This is a genomic window from Solwaraspora sp. WMMB762 (genome assembly GCF_049179115.1).
Classification (GTDB): Bacteria; Actinomycetota; Actinomycetes; order Mycobacteriales; family Micromonosporaceae; genus Micromonospora_E.
The window spans coordinates 32377-56242 of the sequence record NZ_JBMHMD010000001.1; the positions used below are offsets into that span (position 1 = coordinate 32377).

The window sequence follows — 23866 nt, forward strand, 5'->3', positions numbered from 1 at the left end:
GAGCTGAGCACCAAGCTATCCATCTACATCGATTGACAGATTTCCGTTCGACGGAGACACTTTGTGTAACATAACCCCTCGTACCTGGGGTTCGGTCGCCGTTCCCGGGAGGACCAGATGAGGCTCGCTCATCGTCGGCACCTGATCGCGGGGGCGATCTCCGCTGTTCTCGCCGTCGCCGTCGGCGGCATCGCCACGTCGGCGCACGCCGCCACGGGTTGCCGGGTGACCTACACCGTCTCCAGCCAGTGGCCCGGTGGTTTCGGCGCAAACGTGGCCGTCACCAACCTGGGTGATCCGATCAGCAGCTGGCGGCTGACCTGGTCGTTCGCCGCCGGACAACAGATCACTCAGCTCTGGAACGGATCCGCCAGTCAGACCGGCACCCAGGTCGCCGTTGCCAACGCCGCTTGGAACGGCTCCCTCGCCACCGGGTCGAGCGCGTCGTTCGGATTCAACGGGACGTGGAACGACGCCACCAATCCGGCCCCGACCGACTTCGTGCTCAACGGCGCCCCCTGCACCGGTAGTACGATTCCGTCCGGATCACCGTCCGCGCCGAACCCGCCGACGCCGAGTGCCACACCCACACCCACCCCGAGTACGACGCCGAGCGTCACGCCCTCGGTGCCGAACCCGCCGACGCCGAGTACGACGCCGGGCGACCTGGAGCCGACGATCGTGCCCGACCCGTCCTGGACGTGCAACATGCCCACTGGCATCGTGCCACCGACCCGAGGCCGGCTCGTGCTGCGTGTCGCGGCCCAGCTCGGTGCCATCCGCGAGGTCGGCGCGACCCAGTACGGCCATCGTCGCCTGCTCGACGTGACGGGCGGCTCGTTCGTCGGAGAGCGGCTCAGCGGCACCGTCCTGACCGGCGGACTGGACCTGGAGCTCACCCTCACCAACGGAGCCGTCGAGGTCGAGCAGATCAACGTCCTGCGCGCGGCTGACGGCACCCTCATCTACCTGCGTAGCTGCGGTGTCGCCCCCTCCGGCGACGCCGCCGTCCGGATCGTGCCCGACTTCGAGGCGCCGAGCTCCAGCCCGTACGCCTGGCTGAACACCGGCACGTTCGTCGGCGCCCGGGTGCTCGACACCGCGACGAACACCGTCGAACTCACCGTCTACGACGTCTCCGGCGTGTCCCCGACCGAGCCTCGGATCCAGCTCACGGACCCCGCCGGCCTGCCCCACCAGTCATGGAACTGCGCCACCGGCGGCGGTACGAGGGGTGCCAGCGTTTTCACCGCATCCGTCACGCTCGGCTCCAGCCTCGCCGTCGGTGCCAGCAAGCGTGGCACCCGGACGATCATCCCCATCACCGGCGGGACGATCAGTGGTCGGGTGGCCGGATCGATCCTCGCCGGCGGTGCGGACTACCAGTTGAGTGGCTCGACCACGACGCTGGACGCCCGGTACACCTTGTCGACCAGCGACGGTGAGTTGATCCTGGTCCGCAACTGCGGGGCGTTCGGTCGGCTGGTGCCGACCTTCGAGGCCCGGGCGGCCGGCCCGTACGCCTTCCTCAACGCGAACACCTGGTTGAGCTCCGACCCCGGCTTCGCACCGGGCGGAGTGAGCATCACCTTCTACGAACGCCGGTAGGGGAGGGCGGCGGTGTCACCGGGGCACCTGAGGCGCCGGAGCGCACCGCCCCGTCGGGGCACTGTCCACCGTGACATGGGACCATCCGCTGCTCTGGTAACCCTCGGTCGCCATGATCATGTAGCCCATGGTGGTGCCGAGGTGCATGCCGGCGCGGGCCCACGCGTCGAAGTGGTCGCCGGTGTCGATGGTCCCGCTGGAGCGCTTCTGCTGGCGGACGCTGTAGTACCGGTAGTACGGCGTGCTGCCGACGCCGAGCTGGACTCGGTAGATGTCGTAGGCGCCGCCCTGGCTGACGACGGTGCCCATCGGCGTACCGGTCGGCCGGTAGGTGCCCCAGTTCTCCACCACGTAGTACTCGGTGAGGGGGTTGGTCGTGTACCCGTACAGCGCCAGGTAGGAGTTGCCGCCCGGGTGGAAGGTGCCGCAGTAGTTGACGGTCCGCCGGCCGCCGGTCGCCCAGCCCTTGCCGCCGAACCAGTTGTTGATGCCGGTCCACCGGGCGCCGTACTGACCCTGCGGGCCCAGGACCATGGTGCTGTCGCCCATGTCCTTCCAATATGCGTAGAAGTAGCCGTCGTGGGTGCCGGTCTGGTTGGTGGTGACCACCGGGCGGGAATGGGCTTCGTCGGCGTGGGCGGCGCTGGCCGGCACGGTCGCGGTGACCGCCAGCAGCGCGGCGCAGGCGGCGCTGGCCAGCAGTCTGATCCGCCTGCTCGTCGAGCCGGCACCAAGCGTCTCGCTCATTGATCGACCTCTTCTGCCGCTCGATCGGCACCGGCGTCGGCCGGCGTTGGTGGGATCCGTCGAGAAGTGATTGATAAACATCAACCAGTGGTTGAAGTGTCGGCCGGACTTCGGCGGTATGTCAACAGGTGACGGAGATGGGCTACCACGAGCCGTCGAACTGCTCAGCGGCCCGGGACGGCGACCCGGGCAGCGAGCATGCGCGCCTGCCGGGCGGCCGCGCGGGCCTCCTGGTGGAAGTCGGGTGCGGCGCAGGCGAACAGCGTCCGACGGTCGGCGCCGCCGAGGGCGCAGGCGTAGACGGCCGAGCCCGGGGTGAGCTCATCGGTGATCCTCCCGCCCTCGACCACCCGGACCAGCCGGTCGCCGGTGGCGTCGGCGATCCACAGTCCACCAGCCGCGTCCAGGCAGGCGCCGTCGCCAGCGACGCGCAGTTGGGTGAGTGCCGCTTCGACCTGGCGGTCGGTCGGCAGCGGCCCGAATTCGGCCCACACCCGCCGGTCGGTGAGTGCCCCGTCGTCGCTAACGGTGAAGGCGGTGACCCGGTTGCCGAACGTCTCCACCACCAGCAGGACGCCGTCGTTGGTGAGTACGCTTCCATTGGGGAACCACAGGTCGTCCGCTACCTGGGTGACGGTGCCATCGGGATCCACCCGGTGCAGTGCGGTCGGTCTCAGCGGCTCGCCGGCCATCAGGTCGAAGCCGAAGTTGCCCACGTAGGCCCGCCCACGGTCGTCCACCGCCATGTCGTTGGCGTGCCCGGTGGCGTGCCGGCTCAGATCGGCGTGCACGGACAGCGTCCCGTCGGGCTCCCGACGCAGCACCTTACGGTCGCGCATCGAGACGACCAGCAGCCGACCGTCGGGCAGCCAGCCGAGCCCGGAGGGCTGGTGTGGCACCTGCGCCTCCTGGCGCAGTTGCGAGCCGTCCTCGGTCATCGACAGGACCTGGTGTCCGTAGAAGTCGACGAACCAGAGTCGTCCGTCGCGCCACCGCGGTGCCTCCAAGAAGTGGAACCCGTCGGCTACGGTGCTGAACCTCGTTGCCATGTCCGTCCTCTCCTTTCCAGGGTTGCTAGAGCGATAGCCCGCCGTCGACGGGCAACACGACGCCGGTGATGTAGGACGCCTCGTCAGAGGCGAGGAACGCGGTCGCGGCGGCCATCTCGGTGGCGTCGGCGAACCGGCCCATCGGGATCGTCGCGGTGAGCTGGGCCAGCTTCTCCGGGGGAATCGCGGAGATCATCCGGGTCTGCGCGTTCGGTGAGATCGCGTTGACCGTTACCCCGAACCGGGCGAGCTCCTTCGCGGCGGTCTTCGTGAAGCCGATGATCCCGGCCTTGGCCATGGCGTAGTTCGACTGGCCGGGATTGCCGTGCAGCCCGGTGTAGGAGGTGACGTTGACGACCCGTCCCGCGCCCTGCCTGCGGAAATGGGGGACCGCCGCCCGGGTCATCCGGAACGTCCCACCGGCGTGCACTGCCATTACCGATTCGTAGTCGTCGTCGTCGAGTTTCCACAGCATCCCGTCCCGGAGGATCCCGGCGTTGTTGACCAGGACGTCGAGTCGGCCGGTCTCCGCGACGACCCGGTGCACCACCTCGGTGACCTGGCCGGTGTCGGCGACGTCGGCGGCCAGCCCGGTCGCGCCGATTTCCTTGGCGGTGTCGGTCACTGCCCGCGCGTCGAGGTCGACCAGGTAGACCGCCGCCCCTGCCTGATGGAAGCGCTCGCCGATGGCCCGCCCCACTCCGCGTGCCGCCCCGGTGACCAGGACCGTCCGGCCGGTGAAGTCGAACGTGAGGTTGGACATCAGGACAGCCTCTCCAGGATCATCGCCATACCTTGGCCGCCGCCGACGCACATCGTCTCCAGCCCGACGGTGGAGTCCGTGGCACGCAGCCCGTTGAGCAGTGTCGTGGTGATCCGGGCCCCCGTCATGCCGTACGGGTGCCCGATCGCGATCGCCCCGCCGTGCACGTTCAACTTGTCGCCGAACGGGTCGACGCCCAGGTCCCGGGCCGACGGGATCACCTGCGCCGCGAACGCCTCGTTGATCTCGACCAGGTCGACGTCGTCGATCGTCATGCCGGCCCGCCGCAGCGCCTGCTGGGACGCGCCGACCGGCCCGAGACCCATGATCTCCGGGGACAGGCCGGTGACGCCGGTGGCGACGATCCGGGCCAGCGGGGTGATCCCCAGGTCGCGGGCCCGCCGGTCGGACATGACCACCAGTGCCGCGGCACCGTCGTTCAGCGGGCAGCAGTTGCCCGCCGTCACCAGGCCGTTGGGCCGGAACGCGGGCCGCAACCCGGCCACGGCCTCGTAGGTGACGCCGGGGCGGGGGCCGTCATCGGCCCGTACCACCGAACCGTCCGGCAGCGTCACGGGCGTGATCTCCCGGGCGTAGAAGCCGGCACCGATCGCCTGTTCGGCGAGGTTCTGCGAGCGGACGGCGAACCGGTCCATCTCCTCGCGGCCGACGCCCCTGGACCGGGCCAGGTTCTCGGCCGTCTGCCCCATCGCGATGTAGACGTCCGGGAGCCGATCCTGTTCACGCGGGTCGGTCCACCGGGTGGCACCGGACTCGGCGGTGGCCCGGGTCCGATGCTCGGCCGCCGCGAAGGCCGGGTTGTGCGTGTCCGGCCATGAGTCGGAGGTGCCCCGGTCGTGGCGGGACACCGTCTCCACCCCGGCCGAGACGAACACGTCGCCTTCACCTGCCCGGATCGCGTGCAGCGCCATCCGGGTCGTCTGCAGCGACGAGGCGCAGTACCGGGTGACGGTCGTGCCGGGGACGCTGTCCAGCCCGAGCAGTACCGACACCACCCGGGCCATGTTGTCGCCCTGCTCGCCGCCGGGCAGCCCACAACCGAGCAGCAGGTCGTCGACTTCGACGGGGTCGAGCGCCGGCACCTGGCCGAGCGCGGCGCGTACCAGCTGCGCGGTCAGGTCGTCCGGGCGTATCCCGGCCAGTGATCCCTTGCGGGCACGGCCGATCGGCGAGCGGGCCGCCGCGACGATCACGGCTTCGGGCATGAGAGCTCCTCGGTTCGAATGGGGTGGTTGGTGCTCGCGTCCGCCCGGTGGGCCCGGGCCCGGGCCACCCCCCGGTGCAGGCCGGGGCTTTCGACGGCGACGATGACAGCGAGCAGCGCCGCGTAGAGCAGCTGGGTGGAGAAGTCCGGCAGCGCCGTGGTCGCCACGATCTGGGCCAGCACCGCGATCGACAGCGCACCGGCCAGCAGCCCGAGCGGGGTCCCGCGTCCGCCGGCCAGGGACACCCCACCGAGCAGTGCGGCGACCGCGGCCAGGATCAGCGGCTGCAGCCCCGGGTCCGGGTTCGCCGAGGCGAAGCTGTAGCCGAGCAGGGCGCCACCGAGCGCCGCGAGCGTCCCGGAGACGGTGAAGGTCGCGACGACCCGCCGGTCGACACGGACACCGGCGACCCGGCTGGCCCGCCGGTCACCGCCGATCGCCCGCAGCTCCCTACCGAGCCTGGTGCAGCCGAGCACGACGGCGGCGACCACGAACGCGGCCAGCGTCAGCAGGCTGCGCGGCGAGAAGACCCCGGCGATGGTCTGGTCGACCCACAACGTCGCCGCGCTGTTGGGGTACGTCCGGCTCAGCCCGCCGGACAGTACGTGGGTGAGCCCGAGCAGCGCGATGTAGGTGGCCAGGGTGACCGGCATGGACGGTACGCGCAACCAGGCGATGAGTCCGCCCTGCGCCGCGCCGACCGCCGCGCCGACGGCCACGGCGGCCAGCACACCGAGGACGGGGGAGGTGACTCCCGCCCCGACGGCGACCATCCCGCCGAGGGCGTACGTCCCGACCACCGACAGGTCGAACTCGCCAGCGATCATGGTGATCCCGATCGCCAGCGCCAGCAGGCCCAGCTGTGCGAAGCCCTGCAGGGCGTTGTACCCGTCGAACAGCCGTAACGGCCGGCCGCTGAGCAGCGGCGCACAGGCGAAGGCGGACAGTGCGACCAGCAGCGAGACCGCCGGCAGCAGCCGGTCGGTGCGGGACAACTGGCGGCGGATCACCGTGTCCCCCGGGTGCTGCGCAGATGCACGATGATGACGACGGCGAGCACGAGGGCTCCCTTCACGAGGATCTGCACGCCGGTGGAGTAGCCACGCAGCAGCAGCACGTCGGAGATGACGGAGATCAGGACCGCGCCGCCGAGGGTGTGCAGCGCCGAGCCGCGGCCGCCGGCGATCGCGGTGCCGCCGACGAGCACGGCCGCGATGGCGTCCAGCGTGAGGGTGCCGCCGAGGTTCACCGTGGCCGAGGTGTTGAACGACGCCAGGAACATCCCGGTCAGGCCGGTGCAGGCACCGAAGAAGGCCCAGGCGATCACGGTCACCCGGCCGACCGGCAGGCCGGCGGCGCGGGCGGCGGCCCGGTTCTCCCCGATCAGGTACATCTGCCGGCCGGCTGTCGTACGGCGCAGCGTCCACTGGGCGAGCACCGTCACCACCAGCAGCACGTACACGGCGAGCGGCAGGCCCAGCGGGGTGGCGTTGAGCAGTTCGAACGCGCGGTTCGCGGGATACACCGGAGTGCCGCCGCTGAACCAGGTCGCCGCGCCGCCGATGGCGAACCCGGCGGCGATGGTCAGCACGATCGGGTTGGCCTGCCCGAAGCCGATCGCGGCCCCCTGGGCGGCGCTGAGCGCCACGCCGCAGGCGATCGCGATCAGCACCGCGGTGGCCAGCCCGAGTTGTTGAGTGGCCAGGAAAACCATCGCCACCACGGTCGCGGTCTGCGAGGTGGCCAGCGAAACCGCCGATCCGGCGATCATCACCAGCGTCGCTCCGATGGCCGTGATGCCCACGAACGCAGCAGAGGCGAGAATGGCCCGGGCGTTGTCCACCGTCAGGAACCGGTCGGTCGTCACGGCGACGACGACGAGCAGCGGCATCGCGACGGCGAGCAGCCCGGTCAGTGGCCCCGGTCGCGTCGGACGCGTCGCGGCACCGGTCCGGCCGCCGGCGGTGTCGGTGGCGGTGTCGGCATCCGTCATGTCTCGTCCTCCGCCCCATGGGTCATGTCCCGGACCAGCAGTGCCCCGTCGACGTCGCCGTCGTAGCGGTTCACGATCCGACCGTCGCGCATCGTCACGATCACGTCGCCCAGTTCGAGCAGCTCTTCGATCTCGGTCGACGCGAAGATCACCACGAGGCCGGACTCGGCGGCCTGGCGCAGCAGCCGGTGGATCGCCGCGCGGCCGCCGATGTCCACCCCTCGGGTAGGTTCGTCGAGCAGCAGCGCGTACCCGTCGTCGTGGGCCAGGCACCGGCCGACGAAGACCTTCTGCTGGTTTCCGCCGCTGAGCGCCACCGCCCGTTCCGCCAGCCGTTGCGGCGGCAGTCCCGAGCGTTGCGCCAGGGAACGGGCGGCGCGGCGCTCCCGTCCCGGCTGCAGGACGCCGCCGCGCCCCAGGCCCGGCAGGCGGGTCGCGACGAGGTTCCAGGCGATCGACTTGTCCAGGAACAGGCCCTCCGACTTGCGGTCGTTGGACGCGAACGCGACACCGTGGCGGGCCGATCTCACCGGATCCCGGATGGGGACGGGCCGGCCGTGCAGCTCGACCACTCCGGTCGCCGCCGGGTGCAGCCCGGCGACGGCGCGCAGCACGTCCGAGGCGCCGCTGCCGAGCTGGCCGGCCAGGGCGTAGACCCGCCCCGCCCGGGCGGTGAGCGTGAAGTCCGCCACCCGGCCCGGCACCCGCAGCCGGTCGATCCGCAGCGCGTGCCCGGGATCGTCGTCGGGCGTGCGGGTGGTGGCGAGCCGGCGAGGTGCCTCGCCGAGCATCTGCACGATCAGTTCGTCGACGGTCAGCTCCGCCGCCGGGGTGGTGGCGACGGTGTCGCCGCCGCGCAGGACGGTGACCGTGTCGCAGAGCTGGAGCACCTCCGACAACCGGTGGGAGACGAAGACGACTCCGCAGCCCGAGGCCGCCACCCGCCGGATCGCCGCGAACACCGGCGCGCTCTCCGCGTCGCTCAGGGTGGCCGTCGGCTCGTCGAGGATCACCAGCCGGGCGTTCTGGCTCAGCGCCCGGGCGATCTCGATCAGTTGCCGTTCGCCGATGCTCAGTGCGGAGAGCAACTGGTCCGGCTCGATGTGCGCCAGGCCCATGTCGTCGAGGATCCGCCGGCAGCGGGCCACCGCCGACCGCCGCCGGTTGATGAACGGCACGTCGATGTCGCCCAGCAGGACGTTCTCCAGCACGGTCAACGTGGGAACGACGCTCAGCTCCTGGTCGACCAGGGCCACACCCAGCCGCTGCGCGGCCTGCCTGCTGCGCAGCTCGACCGGCGTGTCGTCGACGACGATCCGACCGTTGTCCGGGGCCAACTGTCCGGAGATCATCTTTACCACGGTGCTCTTGCCGGCCCCGTTGTGGCCGCACAGGCCGAGGATCTCGCCGGGCCCGACGGCGAACGAGGCGTCCCGGACCGCGGGTACGCCGTTGAAGGACCGGGCCAGGCCCTCGACGCGCAGCCGGCTGGCGCCGAGGGCCCGGTCGGTGGGCGACCCGCTCATACGTGGCTGCACTGCTCGGCGAACTCGTCCACGTTCTCGGCGGTGATGCGCTCCTCCTGGACGATCTCGCTCTGTGGCGGGTTCTGGCCGGTCAGGTACCGCACTACGTAGTCGGCGGTCTGCACGGCGATGGTGCCCGGATCCTCGGTGGCCGTGCCGTAGAGCTCGCCGGCCCGGATGGACTCGATGCCGGCCCGGAAGCAGTTGCTGCCGGTGACAATCAGCCCGTCCTCGCCGCCGACCGGGATCCCGGCCTGCTTGGCGGCCTGGATGATCGGCAGGGCCATGTAGTCCGCCATGCCGTAAGCGGCCTGGACGCCGTCGCGGCCGTACTTGGCCAGCAGTTGCTGGGCGATCGTGCCGGAGAGCTGGGGGTCCCAGTTGGCGTCCTGCTCGTCGATGACCTCGTACTGCGGTGCGCTCGCCAGCACCCGGTTGAAGCCGCGCATCCGGTGCTGGGTGACGAGCATGGACTTGGTACCGGTCAGCACGATGATCTTGCCGGAGTCGCGTCCCTGGGCCTGGAGGCCTTCGATGATGTTCTCCGCGGCGTACTCGCCGAGTTTCTCGTTGTCCGACAGCACCGACAGCACGTCGTCGGCCACCGACGGATCGGGTGGTCCGTCGAAGGCGAGCACCGGCACGCCGGCGGACTTGGCCTTCTGGATCGGCACCACCATCGCCTGGGTGTCGAGGATCGACACGACGATGAGGTCCGGTTGCTGGGCGACGGCCTGGTTGAACTTTTGGACCTGGGTGCCCGGGTCCATCGTCGTCATGTCGGTGATCTCGACGCCGGTGGACGCCAGCTCGTCGGCGAAGACGTCGTTGAAGTAAGCGCCCCAGGGGTTGCTGTCGCCGTAGCCGAGCAGCGCGACCGTCTTGCCGGCGAGCGGTGCCGACCCGTCGGGGTCGGACGACGTAGCGGCTTCGCCGCCGCAGGCGGCGATCAGCAGAGCCGAGCCGAGAGCGGCGGCGGCGAGGCTGGTGTGCCGTGCTCTGGTGCGCAGGGTGTTCGCGCGGGATGTCCTGGTGCGCAGTGTTCTGGTGCGGAACATGCGTTCTCCTTCGGGATACGGGGGGCGAAGGAACTGAAGGAAGGTGTTTCTCGGCGGTTTCCGGTGGATTTCTGATTCGGTCCAGCGGGTTACTAAGCGCATAGTCACCGAGTAGAGTGGCTGGTGTCAAGGCTCACACCTGGCACGAAGGAGGCGACGGTCACGCATGGCGAAACGGCAGGCCCGGTTTACGGCCCAGGACCTGGCGGATGATCCCCGGTTGCAGGACGACTCCCCGCAGCTGTGGAGCGGCGGGCTCGGCGAGGTGCCCCGTCGACTGTTGACGTCGGCGGTGCGTTGCTTCGCGTCGAACGGGTTCCACGCGACCACCACGCGGGACATCAGCGAGGGTGTCGGGCTCAGCCCGGCCGCCCTCTACGTCCACTTCCCGTCGAAGGAGCTGGTCCTGTTCGAGATCATCCGCACCGGGCACGAGCGGGTGCTCGCGTACATCCAGGAACCGGGTGTGCTCGCCGTGGAACCCTCCGCTGAGCGGTTGCGGGCGATCATCGCGCGCTACACCGCGTGGCACGCCCGCTACCATGTGGCTGCCCGGGTCAGCCAGTACGAGCTCGCCGGACTCACCGCCGAGCACTACGCCGAGGTGCTCGAACTGCGCCACCAGACCAACGAGTTCTTCCGCGACGCCGTCGCTCGCGGGGTCACCGACGGATCGTTCGCTCAGGTCGACGTCAAACGGGTCACCCGCGCGATGCTGTCGCTGAGCATCGACCTGGTCCGGTGGTACCGGCTCGAAGGCTCCGACTCGCCCGAGCAGCTCGGCGACTTCTACGCCGACCTCGCGCTGAAACTGGTCGCCCCCGGCGGTCCGAACCCACCCCGTACGCAGACCGTCCCGGCCCTCGATGGTGCCGACGGCGGTCGCGGATAGCGCTGGAGGTCCCGATGCGCGCTCTGATGCAGGACCGACCACTCGACATCTCGTCGCTGTCGCGCCGGGTCGAGCAGCTGTTCGCCCACAAGCGGATCGTCACCGCCACCGTCGACGGCGAGGTCGCGGCCACCTGGCGCGACGTGGTCGACCGGTCCCGGCGGCTGGCCGCCGCCCTGGACGAGATCGAGGTGCCCCGCCACGCCCGGGTCGGCACCTTCGGATGGAACTCGCAACGGCACGTCGAGCTGTACCTGGCCGTACCGGGCAGTGGTCGGATCCTGCACACCCTGAACCACCGCCTGTTCGCCGACGAGCTGGCGTACATCGTCACCGACGCCGCCGACGACGTCCTGTTCGTGGACCGGTCCCTGATCCCGGCGGTCTGGCCGCTGATGGACCGGCTCCGGACCGTGCGCCACGTCGTGGTGATGGACGACGGTGGCCGGGCACCGCTGCCTGATGATCCCCGGATCCTGGACTACGAGACGTTGATCGACCGGCGTGTCGACGGCGTGTCGACGGTCGCCGTCGACGAGACCGACGCGGCGAGCCTGTGCTACACCTCCGGCACCACCGGCCGCCCCAAAGGGGTGCTGTACAGCCACCGGTCGATCGTCCTGCACGCGCTGCTGCTGCTCGGCGTGGACAACTTCGCCATCAGCGAGCGGGACGTCGTGCTGCCCATCGTGCCGATGTTCCACGTCAACGCCTGGGGGCTGCCGTACGCCGCGATGCTCGCCGGTTCCGACCTGGTGCTGCCCGGCCCGGCGATGAGTCCGCAGGCCCTCGCCGGCCAGCTGGCCCGGCACCGGGTGACCTTCGCCGCCGGCGTACCGGCGATCTGGCGTGGTCTGCTGCCGCTGGTCGACCGGGCGGATCTCGCCGCCCTGCGGATGGTGGTGTCCGGCGGTAGCCCGGTCCCGGACACCCTCGCCCGGTCCTGGTACGAGCGCACCGGCGTGCCGATCACCAGCTCCTGGGGGATGACCGAGACCAGCCCGCTGGTCGCCTGCTCGCGGATCGCGACCGTGCACGACGGGCTCGACCCCGACGCCGAGGTGGCGCTGCTCGGTACGCCGGGACCGCCCGTGCCGTTGACCGAACTGCGGCTGGTCGACGAGGCGGGTGAGCGGGTCGGGCACGACGCGACGACCCCCGGCGAGCTGCAGGTGTCCGGGCCCACCGTCGCGTCCGGGTACTTCGGTGCCGGGGCGGGCACCGACGCGTTCACCGACGACGGCTGGTTGCGTACCGGCGACGTCGCGACGATCGACCGGTACGGCTACGTCCGGATCGTCGACCGGACCAAGGACCTGGTGAAGTCCGGCGGCGAGTGGATCTCGTCGGTGTTGCTGGAGAACGAGATCATGGCGCACCCCGAGGTGGTCGAGGCGGCGGTGATCGGTGTCCCCGACGACCGGTGGGGCGAACGCCCGCTGGCCTGCGTGGTGACCACCGGCGGGGCCCGGGTCGACGCGGCCGACCTACGGGCGCATCTGGCCGGACGGGTCGCCTCCTGGTGGATTCCCGATCAGGTCTGGCAGTTGCCGGCCATTCCCAAGACGGCGACCGGGAAGTTCGCCAAGTCCGTCCTGCGTGACCAGTTCGCGCAACGCGGGCAATCTGATTGATACATTGACATGCATCGCTCAATTTTGAGAGGTGTGTGCCATGAAGCTCAGAACCGTGCTGGGGGCCGTACTCGCCGCCGGCCTCGCCGCGACAGGTGTCGGCGTCGCCGCGGCGGCCGGCGCCGCTCCGGCCGCCGGTGACCGGGCGGCCGACCCGATCGGCACGAACGCCCTCGGCGACTTCGACTTCTCCCGCCCCGCGGTGGCCGCGACCGGACTCCAGGTGCCGTGGGGGATGGACTTCCTGCCTGACGGCAGCGCGCTGGTGGCCCAGCGCGGCACCGGCCAGGTGGTCCGGGTCCGGCCCGGGCAGCAGCCGCAACCGGTGGTCACGATCCCCGACGCGACCCCGGTCAGTGAGGGCGGTCTGCTCGGACTCGCGGTCTCGCCGACGTTCGCGCAGGACGACTACGTCTACGTCTACTACACCACCGCGACCGACAACCGGATCGTCCGGTTCCGGCTCACCGCACCGCAGAACCGGCAGCCGATCCTCACCGGCCTGGCCCGGTCGGCCATCCACAACGGCGGCCGGATCGCGTTCGGCCCCGACGGCATGCTCTACGCCGGTGTCGGCGACGCCGGGCAGACCTCCCGTGTCCAGGACCAGCAGAGCCGCAACGGCAAGATCCTGCGGATGCGCCCGGACGGCGGCGCTCCGGCCGACAACCCCTTCCCGGGGTCGCTCGTCTACAGCCTCGGCCACCGGCACGTCCAAGGGCTGGCCTGGGACGCACAGGGCCGGCTCTACGCCACCGAGTTCGGACAGAACGCCTGGGACGAGATCAACCTGATCGTCGCCGGTGGCAACTACGGCTGGCCGATCGTCGAGGGTCGGGCCAACGATCCCCGGTTCCGCGACCCGCTGCTGGTCTGGACCCCCGCCGAGGCCTCGCCGAGCGGCGCCGCGATCGTCGGGAACCGGCTGTACGTCGCCACGCTGCGCGGCAACCGGCTGTGGAACGTGCCGCTCGACGGGTCCGGCGGCGTCGGCACCCCGAGCGCCGAACTGCTCGGCAGTTACGGGCGGCTACGTACCGTCGAGTACGGACCGGACGGCTGGCTCTGGGTGACCACCAGCAACCGGGACGGTCGGGGGCAGCCGGCCGCCGACGACGACCGGATCCTGCGCTTCCCGCCCCTCGACGCCGTGACCCCGCCACCCACCACGGCCCCTCCGACGACCGCACCCCCGACCACCGCACCCCCGACCACGCCACCGCCGCCGACCACGGCCCCGCCGAGCGGTAGCTGCCAGGTCTCCTACCAGGTCAACCAGTGGGGGAGTGGGTTCACTGCGGACGTCCGGATCACCAACAGCGGCGCGCCACTGAACGGCTGGACACTGACCTGGACCTTCACCGGCAACCAACGGATCACCAACGGATGGAACAGCCAGATCAGCCAGTCCGGTCAGGCGGTGACCGCGCGCAACGCCGCCTGGAACGCCAACCTGCCGACCAACGGTACGGTCAGCTTCGGCTTCCAGGCGACGTACAGCGGCAGCAACCCCGGCCCGACCGACTTCCGACTCGACGGGACCGCGTGTCAGACCGGCTGAGCCAGCCAGTTGAGCGTCCGGATGCGCCGGCCGCGGCGGGATGGTCAGCCGCGGCCCGGCGTTCGGTCAGGGCAGTCGACATTGCGACGGCCACATGAAAGGAAGCTGCCATGTCCACGTTTCCCGCACCCCCGGCGTGTCTGCTGCCGGCCACGCCACGGCCACGTCACGCGCCCTTCCGGCGCAGGCAAGCCTCGCTCATCGCCGTCGGGCTGACCGTCGGCGTCCTCCTGGCCGGCGGCGCGATCGCCGCCGCGCCGCCCGCCGCCTCCGCCGCCACCGTCGACACCACCGCCTGGTACGTGCTCGTCGCCCGGCACAGCGGCAAAGTTCTCGACGTGCGCGACTCGTCGACGGCCGACGGCGCGGACGTCGTCCAGTGGAGCGACGTCGACCGGGCCAGCCAGCAGTAGCAGCTGGTCCGGGTCGACGCCCCCGGCACACCTACCCCCACCCCCGGCATTCCGCCCGGCTCCTATCCCGACCCGATGCGGGTCACCGGGGACACCGGGGTGCACGACCCGAGCATGATCCGCCGGCCGACCGGCGGCTATCTGATGGCGCACACCGGCAACGACGTGGCGCTGAAGACGTCCACCGACCGGGTCAGCTTCCGCAACGCCGGGTCGGTCTTCCCCGGCGGCGCGCCGTGGACCACCCCGTACACCGGCGGCAGCCGCAACCTTTGGGCGCCGGACCTGTCGTTCCACGACAACCGGTACTACCTGTACTACTCGGCGTCGACGTTCGGGTCGAACCGGTCCGCCATCTTTCTGGCCACCAGCTCCACCGGCGCCTTCGGAAGCTGGACCAACCAGGGGTTGGTCGTCGAGTCACAGAGCTCGGACACCTTCAACGCCATCGACCCGAACCTGATCGTCGACGACCAGGGCCGCTGGTGGCTGAGCTTCGGATCGTTCTGGTCCGGTATCAAGATGATCGCCATCGACCCCGGCACCGGCCGGCGGTCCGGTTCGGCGATGCACAGCCTCGCCGGCCGTGGCGGCGGAGCGATCGAGGCACCGACCCTGGTCAGGCGCGGCGGCTACTACTACCTGTACGTCTCCTTCGACCGGTGCTGTCAGGGCGCGGCCAGCACGTACCGGGTAATGGTCGGCCGGTCGACCAGCGTCACCGGTCCGTTCACCGACCGGTCCGGCAACCTGCTCACCGCTGGCGGTGGCACCCAGATCCTGGCTGGCCACGGCGGCGTCAACGGACCCGGTCATCAGGCGGTGCTCGCCGACGCCGACGGCGACTACCTCGTCTACCACTACTACGCGAACAACGGTGCCGCGCTGCTCGGCATCAACCGGATCGGCTACGACGCGGCCGGCTGGCCCTACCTGTACTGACCGCCCGGTCCACGAGTGTCGGGTCGGCTCGGTCAGTCGGTCACCGACAGATCGATGGTGTGCGCGGCGTGATTCGCCTTGGCGGCCAGGTAGCGGACGTTCGCGGCGGAGACGTGCACACCGGTGGGGACCTGCTCGGTCACCGTGACGCCGAGCCGGGTGAGCTGCGCCGCCTTGTCCGGATTGTTGCTGAGCAGGGCCACCCGGTGCACGCCGAGCGCGAGCAGCATCTGCGCCGCGACCGTGTAGTCGCGTTCGTCCTCGCCCCGGCCCAGCGCCACGTTCGCCTCGAACGTGTCCAGGCCGGCGTCCTGCAGCGCGTAGGCGTCGAGCTTGGCGTACAGCCCGATGCCCCGCCCTTCCTGCCGCAGGTAGAGCAGGAAGCCGCCGTGGGCGGCGATCCGCTCCACCGCCTCCCGCAGTTGCGGGCCGCAGTCACACCGCTGACTGCCGAACACGTCGCCGGTCAGGCACTCGCTGTGCGGGCGTACCAGCGGCGGGTCGCCGCCGTCGGCGGCCCGGTCCAACGCCCGGTCCCAGTCGCCCAGGCCCAGCGCCACGTGCTCGCGTCGGTCGGTCAGACCGTCGAAGGTGAAGACCCGGGCGCTGGCGGTGTAGCCGTCGGCGAACCGCAGCGGCACCGTCACCTGCCGGCGGACCGTCGCCGTCGGCGCGGGACCCGTCCCGTTGGTGGCGGCGCGCTTACCGTTGACCGGAGCATGGGGCGGCGGTTCAAGCATCGTACGTCCTATCGGTGATGTGCTGCGCAGAGCGTCGGCACCGGTCCGGCCGGCACCGACACATGAGCCGTACGGGAGAATGTGTGCCGGCCTCGCATGCAGGCTATCTTTCGGTCGTCGAGGAGGTGCCATCAGTGGTTGAGCGACCCTACGTCCTGCTCAGCTGCGGCATGTCGATCGACGGATATCTGGACAACGCGAGCGGGCGGCGCCTGCTGCTGTCCAACGACGCCGACTTCGACCGGGTCGACGCGGTACGCGCCGACTGCGACGCGATCCTGGTCGGGGCCGGCACGGTGCGCCGCGACGACCCTCGGTTGCTGGTCCGGTCGGCTGACCGCCGGCGTCGGCGGGTGGCCGCCGGCCACCCACCCACCCCGATGAAGGTCACCGTCACCGGCAGCGCCGACCTCGACCCACAGGCGCGGTTCTTCACCGTCGGCGACGTCGACAAGGTCGTGTACTGCGCCACGGCGAGCCTGGGCAGCGCCCGCAGCCGACTCGCCGGACTCGCCACCGTCGTCGACTGCGGTGACCCGGTCGACCTGCGACGGGTCGTCGGCGACCTGCATGTCCGGGGCGTCGGCCGGCTGATGGTCGAAGGCGGCGGACGGGTGCACACCCAGTTCCTCACCGCCGGCCTGGCCGACGAACTGCACCTGGTGGTCGCCCCGATCTTCGTCGGCGACTCCCGGGCACCCCGGTTCGTCGGCGACGGCAGCTTCCCGTGGCACGCCGACCGGCGGGCGACGCTGGTCGAGGTCCGCCAGATCGGCGACGTGGCCCTGCTGCGCTACGCCCTGTCGTCCCGGTTCGGCGAGCAGTAGCCGACCAGCCCGTCCCGCCGTCACGTTGCTGGCCGTCACGTCGCCGGACGTGGTCGCAGGCGCAGCCGCAGCCGCAACGGCGGCCGCTGCCGGACCGCCGGCAGCCGACGCACCCAGCGGACCGCCAGCACACCGGCACCCGGCAGGCTCGCCGTCAACGCCAGCAGGCCGTACACCACCGCGACGGTCAACCCGAGGCCCGCGCCGAGCCCGGCCGCACCGAACGCCCACGCGGTCACCCCTTCCCGCGGTCCCCAGCCGCCGACATTCAACGGCACCGCCATCGCCAACAACGCCAGCACCATCAACGGTGCCAGCTGGTGTAGCGGCGCCGTCGACCCGGCGGCGCGGGCCGCGACCAGGAAGGTGGCGAGGTGACCGGCCAGCGCGGCGACCGACAGCAACGCCACCCCCGGCCAGGTCCGTCGGGCCAGCAGACCGCTGTGCAGGTCGGCGACGGTCCGCCCGACCGCGCGGGTCCACCAGGACCCGCCGGACCCGGCGGCTGCCGTTCGACGGACCCGTGGCCGGCGGCGGCGTACCGCCACGAACAGCGCCACCATCAGCGCGGCCGCCGCGACCACGGCCGCCGCGACCTGAGCCGCGGTGACCAGCCGCGCCGGTGCCGGCACCGGCAGCGTCAGCAGCACACCCGCAGCGACCGCGAACAGCACCAGCTGACCGGCGGTTCGCTCCAGCACCACCGCGCGTACCCCCCGGCCCACGTCGGCCACCTCTCGGCCGTGCCGGACCGCGCGGTGCACGTCACCCAGCACCCCACCGGGCAGCGCGGCGTTGAGGAAAATCGCCCGGTAGTAGTCGGCGACCGCCCCGGCCAGCGGCAGCGCCAGCCCCATCCCCCGGGCGACCAGGCACCACCGCCAAGCGCTGCAGACCGTGGTCAGCAGCCCGATCCCGACCGCCAGCAGCAGCACCCGCGCGTCGATCACCCGCATCCCGTCCAGGAACGCGTTGGTGCCGAGCCGCCAGGCCAGCAGCCCCAGGATGGTCACCCCACCGGTCAGTCGTAGCCAGGCCCAGACCTTGCCCTTCACTGTGCGTCACGGCCGGTGCCGGCCGTGCGCAGCGGGCTCTTCGCCCTGTGCATTACGTGCCCCCCTCAATGAGCCTCCGCCGACAGATACGCGGCGGTGTCGCCTCCGGTTCACCTGCCCGGCACCGGAAGTACGCTGTGCAGACCTCAGCCCGGCACGACCAACATGTCCCGGTGTTCCACGGTGACCCCCAGCTCACCGGCGGCGGCAGCGGCGAGCCGGCGGCGCCGGTAGACCCCCGGCCGGGCGGCCAGCTCCGGCCGCTGTTCGTACGCCGCCGCGATCCAGCCGTCCAGCCACCGTTCGGTCAGCTCCGCCTGCTCCGGGCCGAGCCGCCACGGGCTGGGCCGCACCAGCACGGTTGCCCCGTGCCGGGTGAACGCCTCGGTCGCGGCTTCCACCGCCGACGGGCCGAGTAGCGGCCGACCCGCGCTGTGCCGCCGCTGATGGTCGTTGAACGCGGCCGTCAGCTCCCCGTCGAGCGGGTCGGCGGGATCGAACCGTACGTCACCGACCACGGTGAGGGTCAGCAACGCCGGACAGGCGACCGCCCGGACGGTCGCCGCCAGCCGGTCCACCTCGTCGGCGGTGAGCAGGTCCAACAGGGCCGACGCGGTGACCAGGTCGGCGCCGGCGAGGTCGTCGACGGTGAGCGCGGTGACGTCGTCGCGGCGTACCGTCGCGGTGACCGGTGCGCCGTCGGACGCCGCCGGGGCCATCCGGGCCTTGGCATGGCGCAGCAGTTCGCGGTCGCGGTCGTGCAGCACCCAGTGCTGGGCACCGGGCAGCTGCGGGGCCAGCCACCGGCCCATCGAACCGGTGCCGCAGCCGAGGTCGTGTATTTCGGTGCGGGCGGCGCCGGTCAGCAGCCGGCGTACCTCGGCGACCAGTTCCGCCGAGCGCGCCTGCGCATCCGCGGGCTCCCGCAGCCCCAACCACGCCGGGCTGTACCCGGCCGACTCGATCGTCTCCATGAAGTCTCCCTCCGCTGGGGCGGGGCGCCGCCGTCAGCGCCGACCCAGTTCGTGCAGTACCGCGCCGACCCTGGAGGCCGTGTCCGCCCAGTCGGGCAGCCCGGCCCGACGCGCGACGGCAGCCGCCCGTAACCGCTCCCGCTCGTCGCCGTCGGTCAGCCAGCGGCGTACCGCCGCACCGAGCGCCGCCGGGTCGTCGGGCGGCACCAGCCGGCCGGGGCGCTCACCCGTGTCGGTGCGACCCACCGCCTGCGGCACCCCGCCGACATCGCTGGCCAGTACCGGGATGCCGCAGGCCAGCGCCTCGGTGATCACCATGCCGTACGTCTCGGCGTGCGACGGCAGGATCAGCAGATCGGCGTCGGCGTACGTGCCGGCCAACGTCGCCGCCGCGCGGGGCCCGGCCAGCGTGACGCGGTCCCCGAGCCGGTGGTACGCGATCCGCTGCCGGACCCGGTCGACGTACGCGGCGGCGGTCAGCGCTCCTACGCAGAGACATTCCCAGTCCAGGTCGGTGACGGTGGCGAGCGCCTCGACGAGCACGTCGTGGCCCTTACGGGGGGTGACCGACGCGACGCAGAGCAGCCGTCGGCCGGCCGGGTCCCGGTTCGCCAGGGGCGCCGGTGCGACGCCCGGCACCGCCACCCGGATCCGGTCGGCGGCCAGACCGTGGCGGGCGGCGAGTTGGCGGGCCGTCGCGTCGCTGGTGGCGATCACCGCCGCCGCCGAGCCGAGCGCCGCGCGTTCGGCCAGGTCCAGCTCGGCAGCCTCAGCCGGGTCCAGCCCGGTCTCGTCGGCGAGCGGCAGGTGGACCAGCACGGCCAGCCGCAGCCGGTCGGCGTGCGGTCCGATCACCTCGGGCACCCCACAGGCGACCAGACCGTCGATCAGCACGACCGTGCCGTCGGCCAGGGTGGCGAGGAGGTCGGCGAGCGCGGCCCGGCTGGTCCGGTCCGGGCGCGGCCAGTCACCGGGGAGAGCGATCTCGCGCACCGGCCATCCGGCCGCAGCCAGACCTGTGCAGACCTGCCGGTCGTAGACGTTGCCGCCGCTGGGGGCGGTCGGATCGTCCACGTTGCCGGGCAGCACCACGACGACCATCGACGTCAGAGCGCCCGCTCGTAGCTCGCCCAGGCGATGTGCGACTCGTGCAGGGTGACGCCGATTCCGGTCAAACCACGGGCACCGCCACCGAGATCGCCCGCGTGCACCCGGTCGGCCAGCCGGTCGGCGATCAACTTGGCCAGCCATTCGGTGGAGGTGTTGATCCCCGCGAACGCCGGCTCGTCGTCGAGGTTGCGGTAGTTCAACTCCGCCAGTACGGCCTTGAGCTGCTCGGTGGCCAGGCCGATGTCGACGACGATGTTGTCGCTGTCGAGGTCGGTGCGCTTGAACGTGGCGTCGACGACGAAGGTGGCACCGTGCAGCCGTTGCGCCGGCCCGAACACGTCACCGGTGAAGCTGTGGGCGACCATGATGTGGTCACGTACGGTGACGCTGAACATTTCTCATCCTCCAGTCGGATAACGGATCACGTGGCACAACGCCGGCAACTCGCCGGCCGCGAGCCGGGGCAGCACCTGCGGCAGGTCGGCGAAGTCGCTCTCGCCGGTCAGTAGGGCGTCGAACCTCTCGTCGGCGAGCAGGTCCAGGGCGAGGGCGAGCCGTCCGGCGTACCCGTGCCGCTCGCGCCGGGTCGGGGCGACCCGGCCGACCTGGCTGCTGCGCACGGTCAACCGGCGGGAGTGGAAGTGCTCGCCGAGCGGCACGGTCACCGGGCGGTCGCCGTACCAGCTGAGGTCGACCACCGTGCCCTCGACGGCGAGCAACTCCAGCGATCGGGCCAACCCGGCCGACGTGGCGCTGGCGTGGAACACCAGATCGCACCCGCCGGCGGCGGCGTCCGGGTGGGCGAAGTCGACACCGAGCGCGGCGGCGGTCGCGGCCCGTGCGGGGTCGACGTCGACCAGTTCGACCCGTACGCCGGGGAACCGGGCGGCCAGCGCGGCGACGGTGGCGCCGACCATGCCGGCGCCGACCACGGCGATCCGGTCGCCGAGCAGGGGGGAGGCGTCCCACAGGGCGTTGACCGCGGTCTCCACCGTGCCGGCGAGCACCGCGCGGCGGGCCGGCACGGCGTCCGGGACCACGGTGACCGCGTCGGTCGGCACGACGTAGCGGGTCTGGTGCGGGTAGAGACAGAAAACGGTACGCCCGACGAGCTCGGCCGGGCCCTGCTCGACCTGCCCGACGTTGAGGTAGCCGTACTTGACCGGGGCGGGGAAGTCGCCGTCCTGGTGGGGGGCGCGCATCGTGGCGTACTGGCTGGGCGGCACCTCGCCCCGGAAGACCAGCGTCTCGGTGCCCCGGCTGAGCCCGGTGAACCGGGTCCGCACCAGGACCTCGCCGGGGCCGGGCGGGCCGACCTCGACCGGGCGGATCTCGCCGGTGCCCGGGGTAGGCAGCCAGAACGCGTGAGCACGCGGCGTCATCGGCTGTCTCCCCGTCTGTCAATCGCGCCTCGTCCCGGCGGCCCTGATAACCATAGCCGGGCACGGAGGGTGATTCTTGGTGCTCACCAGCGCAATTTGCAGATAAGCGCAACAAGGTTGACAGATCGATATGTGGCGATCGATGGTGGGTGCTGTCGGCGGTTGTTTCCAAGATCCGGGGGATACCCATGCGACGTTGCATCACGGCGGCGATCGCCTGCCTGCTGACGGTCGCTGGCGGGTCGCTCGGGCTCGTGTCGCGGCCCGCCCAGGCAGCGTTCTCCTGCACGGTCGACTACCAGGTGGTCAGGGAATGGTCGACCGGGTTCGTCGCCCGGATGACACTGACTAACCTGGGTCCGCCGGTCTCCACCTGGCGACTCACCTTCACCCCGGGCGCCCAACAGACCATCAATTCCGCCTACCGGCAGGTGCCGCCCGGTCTCGTCCTGAGCCCGCTCGCCTGGCCGTACGAGCTGCGCTCCGACGCCGGGGCCTACCATCTGGACACCGGCGACTCGGTGCAGGTGCAGTTCAGCGGCAGCTACTCGGTGGCGAACCCGCCACCGACGAGGTACCACCTCAACGGCCAGACCTGCAACGTGGACCCCGACCTGCCGCCGAGCCCGAGCGTCCCGCCCAGCCCGAGCGTCCCGCCGGCCGATCCGTTCCCGCCGGTCGTCGCGCTGCGCAGCCCGCAGATGAACCAGATCTTCGCCACGACCGGGCCCATCCCGGTGGCGGTCGACGTCACCGCCGCCGCCGGACGTCGGATCACCCGGGTCGAGTTCCGCTCCGCCGGCACCCTGCTGCACACCGACACCACCGCCCCGTACACCTTCACCTGGCACGGTGCCCAGCCGACCAACGGGACGCGGATCGCGGCGACCGCCCACGACGACGCCGGCGCCCACGCCACCGCCGAGGTCCGCGGCGTCCGGGTGGTGAGCCCCGCGCCGCCCGGTCACGCCCCGGTGCTGACCGTGGCCGGCAACCAACTGGTCACCGTCGACCAGCAGCCCAGGCCGTATCAGCTGCGCGGCGTGGTCCGCGCCGGCGCCGAGTCACTGTGCCGCGACGGCTCCGGGATCTTCCACGGCCCGGTCGACGACGCCTCGGTGCGAGCGATGCGGCGGTGGCGGATCAACGCCGTGCGGATCCTGCTCGACCCCGAATGCTGGCTGGGTCGCGACCCGGTCCCGCCGGACTTCCGGGGGGCCGTCTATCGCGACGCGATCAGCGGGTACGCGCAGCGGCTCGTCCGGCACGGGATCACCCCGATCCTGGCCTGGCACGGCCCGGCGACCGCCCTGCAACGGACGTTCTGGGTGGACGTCGCCGCCCACTTCGACGACGACAACAGCATCCTGTTCGACCTGCACGGCGACGCGTACCCGGCGATCGGCGAGCTACCGCCCGACACAGCCTGGCAGGCGTGGCGTGACGGCCGGCCGTCGGCCGGCCTGCCGCCCGACTGGCCGGAGTTCGGAGCGGACACCCTGATCTACAACATTCGGCACTTCGCCGGCAGCCACAACGCCCTGCTGGTCGGCGGCCTCGACGGCGGCAACGACCTGTCCGGCTGGCTGGCCTACCCGCCCGACGACCGGTACGCCGGCGGCAACCTCGTCGCATCCTGGCACGTCGATGACGACGCGGTGTGCGCCACACCGGACTGCTGGCAGCAGCAGGTCACGCCGGTCGCGGCCGAGGTGCCGGTGGTCGCCGCCGAGGTCAGTGCGGACACCGGTGGGCACCGGTTCGTCGCCGAGGTGATCGACTGGCTCGACGACCGTGACCTCGGCTTCCTCGGATCGGTGTGGCACACCGACGGATACGGCGACGTTCCGCCGTTGATCCGTGGCTACGATGGCCGGCCGACGCCGTACGGCGCCGGGGTGAAGGCCCAGCTGCGCCGGTGACCGTCCACCCAGGTCACCGGAAAGCACCACCTCCGCGCCCGGGACAACACGACGCGCTGTTCTGCGGTAACCTGCCCAGTCGTCGTCCAGGCCCGACGGTCCGGGCGATGACCCACCCTCACCTCGGCCCACCCTACGACGGGGCCGAGCGTCTGATTCGGAAGGAAACCGATGTCGCAGACCATGGCAGGACCGGCCACCGAGCAGAAGTCCTGGCTCGTCGCGCTGCTGCTCAGCTTCTTCCTCGGCGGGTTCGGAGCGCACCGGTTCTACGTTGGCAAGATCGGGACCGGCGTTCTGATGCTGGTCACCTTCGGCGGACTGGGCCTCTGGGCGCTGATCGACTTCATCGTCATCCTGATCGGCAAGTTCACCGACAAGCAGGGCCAGCCGCTGGCCAAGTGATCGGCGAGGCCCGCAGGCTGGGGCGCTACCCGTACGGGT

The 23866-nt window shown here is 71.5% G+C and carries 23 protein-coding genes; 9 read left to right on the forward strand and 14 right to left on the reverse strand.

Translation table 11 applies throughout. The annotated features are described in order from the left end of the window. The first annotated feature begins 117 nt into the window (after positions 1-117). On the forward strand, positions 118-1608 hold the full coding sequence (locus ACN27J_RS00175) for a DUF3237 family protein (RefSeq protein ID WP_421362074.1): 1491 nt from the start codon (positions 118-120) through the stop codon (positions 1606-1608). A gap of 15 nt (positions 1609-1623) precedes the next feature. On the opposite strand, the gene ACN27J_RS00180 is transcribed toward ACN27J_RS00175, so the two are convergent. From ACN27J_RS00180 to ACN27J_RS00215, 8 genes are all read right to left on the reverse strand, one after another. Next, positions 1624-2355 (reverse strand): glycoside hydrolase family 11 protein, encoded by a 732-nt coding sequence (locus ACN27J_RS00180; protein WP_421362076.1) that lies wholly within the window; start codon positions 2353-2355, stop codon positions 1624-1626. A 164-nt stretch (positions 2356-2519) separates the two neighbouring features. Beyond that, positions 2520-3404, reverse strand: coding sequence for an SMP-30/gluconolactonase/LRE family protein (locus tag ACN27J_RS00185; protein ID WP_421362078.1), 885 nt, complete (start codon positions 3402-3404; stop codon positions 2520-2522). A 25-nt stretch (positions 3405-3429) separates the two neighbouring features. Beyond that, on the reverse strand, positions 3430-4167 hold the full coding sequence (locus tag ACN27J_RS00190; protein ID WP_421362080.1) for an SDR family oxidoreductase: 738 nt from the start codon (positions 4165-4167) through the stop codon (positions 3430-3432). After that, entirely contained in the window at positions 4167-5393 is a 1227-nt protein-coding gene (locus tag ACN27J_RS00195) for an acetyl-CoA C-acetyltransferase (RefSeq protein ID WP_421362082.1), read from the reverse strand. Before ACN27J_RS00195 ends, ACN27J_RS00190 begins: the two co-directional genes overlap by 1 nt. After that, entirely contained in the window at positions 5378-6403 is a 1026-nt protein-coding gene (locus ACN27J_RS00200; RefSeq protein WP_421362084.1) for an ABC transporter permease subunit, read from the reverse strand. Before ACN27J_RS00200 ends, ACN27J_RS00195 begins: the two co-directional genes overlap by 16 nt. Beyond that, on the reverse strand, positions 6400-7386 hold the full coding sequence (locus ACN27J_RS00205; RefSeq protein ID WP_421362086.1) for an ABC transporter permease: 987 nt from the start codon (positions 7384-7386) through the stop codon (positions 6400-6402). Before ACN27J_RS00205 ends, ACN27J_RS00200 begins: the two co-directional genes overlap by 4 nt. Then, positions 7383-8912: a sugar ABC transporter ATP-binding protein gene (locus ACN27J_RS00210; RefSeq protein WP_421362089.1), complete on the reverse strand. Its 1530-nt coding sequence runs from the start codon at positions 8910-8912 to the stop codon at positions 7383-7385. The genes ACN27J_RS00205 and ACN27J_RS00210 overlap by 4 nt, the downstream gene beginning before the upstream one ends. Beyond that, entirely contained in the window at positions 8909-9970 is a 1062-nt protein-coding gene (locus ACN27J_RS00215) for a sugar ABC transporter substrate-binding protein (RefSeq protein ID WP_421362092.1), read from the reverse strand. The genes ACN27J_RS00210 and ACN27J_RS00215 overlap by 4 nt, the downstream gene beginning before the upstream one ends. A gap of 166 nt (positions 9971-10136) precedes the next feature. Here ACN27J_RS00215 and ACN27J_RS00220 point away from each other — a divergent pair, with 166 nt between their 5' ends. From ACN27J_RS00220 to ACN27J_RS00240, 5 genes are all read left to right on the forward strand, one after another. Then, complete coding sequence (locus ACN27J_RS00220) at positions 10137-10862, forward strand: TetR/AcrR family transcriptional regulator (protein ID WP_421362095.1); 726 nt, start codon at positions 10137-10139, stop codon at positions 10860-10862. Between the two features lie 14 nt (positions 10863-10876). Further along, on the forward strand, positions 10877-12496 hold the full coding sequence (locus ACN27J_RS00225) for a long-chain fatty acid--CoA ligase (RefSeq protein WP_421362098.1): 1620 nt from the start codon (positions 10877-10879) through the stop codon (positions 12494-12496). A 40-nt stretch (positions 12497-12536) separates the two neighbouring features. Beyond that, positions 12537-14057, forward strand: a complete 1521-nt coding sequence (locus ACN27J_RS00230; RefSeq protein WP_421362101.1) for a PQQ-dependent sugar dehydrogenase — start codon at positions 12537-12539, stop codon at positions 14055-14057. 110 nt (positions 14058-14167) lie between these two features. After that, complete coding sequence (locus ACN27J_RS00235) at positions 14168-14470, forward strand: RICIN domain-containing protein (protein ID WP_421362103.1); 303 nt, start codon at positions 14168-14170, stop codon at positions 14468-14470. A gap of 75 nt (positions 14471-14545) precedes the next feature. Then, the gene (locus tag ACN27J_RS00240) at positions 14546-15412 is read left to right on the forward strand and encodes an arabinan endo-1,5-alpha-L-arabinosidase (RefSeq protein ID WP_421362104.1); all 867 of its coding nucleotides are present in this window, start codon (positions 14546-14548) and stop codon (positions 15410-15412) included. Between the two features lie 32 nt (positions 15413-15444). Here ACN27J_RS00240 and ACN27J_RS00245 read toward each other — a convergent pair whose 3' ends face one another. Next, positions 15445-16152, reverse strand: a complete 708-nt coding sequence (locus ACN27J_RS00245; RefSeq protein ID WP_278168240.1) for a GTP cyclohydrolase II — start codon at positions 16150-16152, stop codon at positions 15445-15447. Between the two features lie 134 nt (positions 16153-16286). On the opposite strand from ACN27J_RS00245, the gene ACN27J_RS00250 reads away from it, so the two are divergent. Further along, the gene (locus ACN27J_RS00250; RefSeq protein ID WP_416557369.1) at positions 16287-16979 is read left to right on the forward strand and encodes a RibD family protein; all 693 of its coding nucleotides are present in this window, start codon (positions 16287-16289) and stop codon (positions 16977-16979) included. A gap of 35 nt (positions 16980-17014) precedes the next feature. Here ACN27J_RS00250 and ACN27J_RS00255 read toward each other — a convergent pair whose 3' ends face one another. The 5 genes from ACN27J_RS00255 to ACN27J_RS00275 all read right to left on the reverse strand — a co-directional run bounded on the left by ACN27J_RS00255 (position 17015) and on the right by ACN27J_RS00275 (position 21500). Further along, positions 17015-18034, reverse strand: a complete 1020-nt coding sequence (locus ACN27J_RS00255) for a lysylphosphatidylglycerol synthase transmembrane domain-containing protein (RefSeq protein WP_421362108.1) — start codon at positions 18032-18034, stop codon at positions 17015-17017. A gap of 146 nt (positions 18035-18180) precedes the next feature. After that, entirely contained in the window at positions 18181-19008 is an 828-nt protein-coding gene (locus tag ACN27J_RS00260; protein ID WP_421362110.1) for a class I SAM-dependent methyltransferase, read from the reverse strand. Positions 19009-19041: 33 nt separating this feature from the next. Next, the gene (locus ACN27J_RS00265; RefSeq protein ID WP_421372060.1) at positions 19042-20118 is read right to left on the reverse strand and encodes a glycosyltransferase family 4 protein; all 1077 of its coding nucleotides are present in this window, start codon (positions 20116-20118) and stop codon (positions 19042-19044) included. Beyond that, positions 20115-20513 carry a 6-pyruvoyl trahydropterin synthase family protein gene (locus ACN27J_RS00270; RefSeq protein WP_421362112.1) on the reverse strand — a complete coding sequence of 133 codons (399 nt, stop codon included), beginning with the start codon at positions 20511-20513 and terminating at the stop codon, positions 20115-20117. The genes ACN27J_RS00265 and ACN27J_RS00270 overlap by 4 nt, the downstream gene beginning before the upstream one ends. 3 nt (positions 20514-20516) lie before the next feature. Next, entirely contained in the window at positions 20517-21500 is a 984-nt protein-coding gene (locus ACN27J_RS00275; protein WP_421362114.1) for a 3-hydroxyacyl-CoA dehydrogenase NAD-binding domain-containing protein, read from the reverse strand. 188 nt (positions 21501-21688) lie between these two features. Between ACN27J_RS00275 and ACN27J_RS00280 the strand changes: the two genes are divergently transcribed. Next, entirely contained in the window at positions 21689-23422 is a 1734-nt protein-coding gene (locus tag ACN27J_RS00280; RefSeq protein WP_421362117.1) for an Ig-like domain-containing protein, read from the forward strand. Positions 23423-23593: 171 nt separating this feature from the next. Then, a complete protein-coding gene (locus tag ACN27J_RS00285) occupies positions 23594-23827 on the forward strand; it encodes a TM2 domain-containing protein (protein WP_278168251.1) in 234 nt (77 codons plus the stop codon). Positions 23828-23866 lie beyond the last annotated feature (39 nt).

Excerpts from the sequence above, each read along its gene's own strand:
- ACN27J_RS00175 (WP_421362074.1), top strand. The coding sequence starts at position 118 with ATGAGGCTCGCTCATCGTCGGCACCTGATCGCGGGGGCGATCTCCGCT.
- ACN27J_RS00180 (WP_421362076.1), bottom strand. The coding sequence starts at position 2,355 with ATGAGCGAGACGCTTGGTGCCGGCTCGACGAGCAGGCGGATCAGACTG.
- ACN27J_RS00185 (WP_421362078.1), bottom strand. The coding sequence starts at position 3,404 with ATGGCAACGAGGTTCAGCACCGTAGCCGACGGGTTCCACTTCTTGGAG.
- ACN27J_RS00190 (WP_421362080.1), bottom strand. The coding sequence starts at position 4,167 with ATGTCCAACCTCACGTTCGACTTCACCGGCCGGACGGTCCTGGTCACC.
- ACN27J_RS00195 (WP_421362082.1), bottom strand. The coding sequence starts at position 5,393 with ATGCCCGAAGCCGTGATCGTCGCGGCGGCCCGCTCGCCGATCGGCCGT.
- ACN27J_RS00205 (WP_421362086.1), bottom strand. The coding sequence starts at position 7,386 with ATGACGGATGCCGACACCGCCACCGACACCGCCGGCGGCCGGACCGGT.
- ACN27J_RS00210 (WP_421362089.1), bottom strand. The coding sequence starts at position 8,912 with ATGAGCGGGTCGCCCACCGACCGGGCCCTCGGCGCCAGCCGGCTGCGC.
- ACN27J_RS00215 (WP_421362092.1), bottom strand. The coding sequence starts at position 9,970 with ATGTTCCGCACCAGAACACTGCGCACCAGGACATCCCGCGCGAACACC.
- ACN27J_RS00220 (WP_421362095.1), top strand. The coding sequence starts at position 10,137 with ATGGCGAAACGGCAGGCCCGGTTTACGGCCCAGGACCTGGCGGATGAT.
- ACN27J_RS00225 (WP_421362098.1), top strand. The coding sequence starts at position 10,877 with ATGCGCGCTCTGATGCAGGACCGACCACTCGACATCTCGTCGCTGTCG.
- ACN27J_RS00230 (WP_421362101.1), top strand. The coding sequence starts at position 12,537 with ATGAAGCTCAGAACCGTGCTGGGGGCCGTACTCGCCGCCGGCCTCGCC.
- ACN27J_RS00235 (WP_421362103.1), top strand. The coding sequence starts at position 14,168 with ATGTCCACGTTTCCCGCACCCCCGGCGTGTCTGCTGCCGGCCACGCCA.
- ACN27J_RS00240 (WP_421362104.1), top strand. The coding sequence starts at position 14,546 with ATGCGGGTCACCGGGGACACCGGGGTGCACGACCCGAGCATGATCCGC.
- ACN27J_RS00245 (WP_278168240.1), bottom strand. The coding sequence starts at position 16,152 with ATGCTTGAACCGCCGCCCCATGCTCCGGTCAACGGTAAGCGCGCCGCC.
- ACN27J_RS00260 (WP_421362110.1), bottom strand. The coding sequence starts at position 19,008 with ATGGAGACGATCGAGTCGGCCGGGTACAGCCCGGCGTGGTTGGGGCTG.
- ACN27J_RS00270 (WP_421362112.1), bottom strand. The coding sequence starts at position 20,513 with ATGTTCAGCGTCACCGTACGTGACCACATCATGGTCGCCCACAGCTTC.
- ACN27J_RS00275 (WP_421362114.1), bottom strand. The coding sequence starts at position 21,500 with ATGACGCCGCGTGCTCACGCGTTCTGGCTGCCTACCCCGGGCACCGGC.
- ACN27J_RS00280 (WP_421362117.1), top strand. The coding sequence starts at position 21,689 with ATGCGACGTTGCATCACGGCGGCGATCGCCTGCCTGCTGACGGTCGCT.
- ACN27J_RS00285 (WP_278168251.1), top strand. The coding sequence starts at position 23,594 with ATGTCGCAGACCATGGCAGGACCGGCCACCGAGCAGAAGTCCTGGCTC.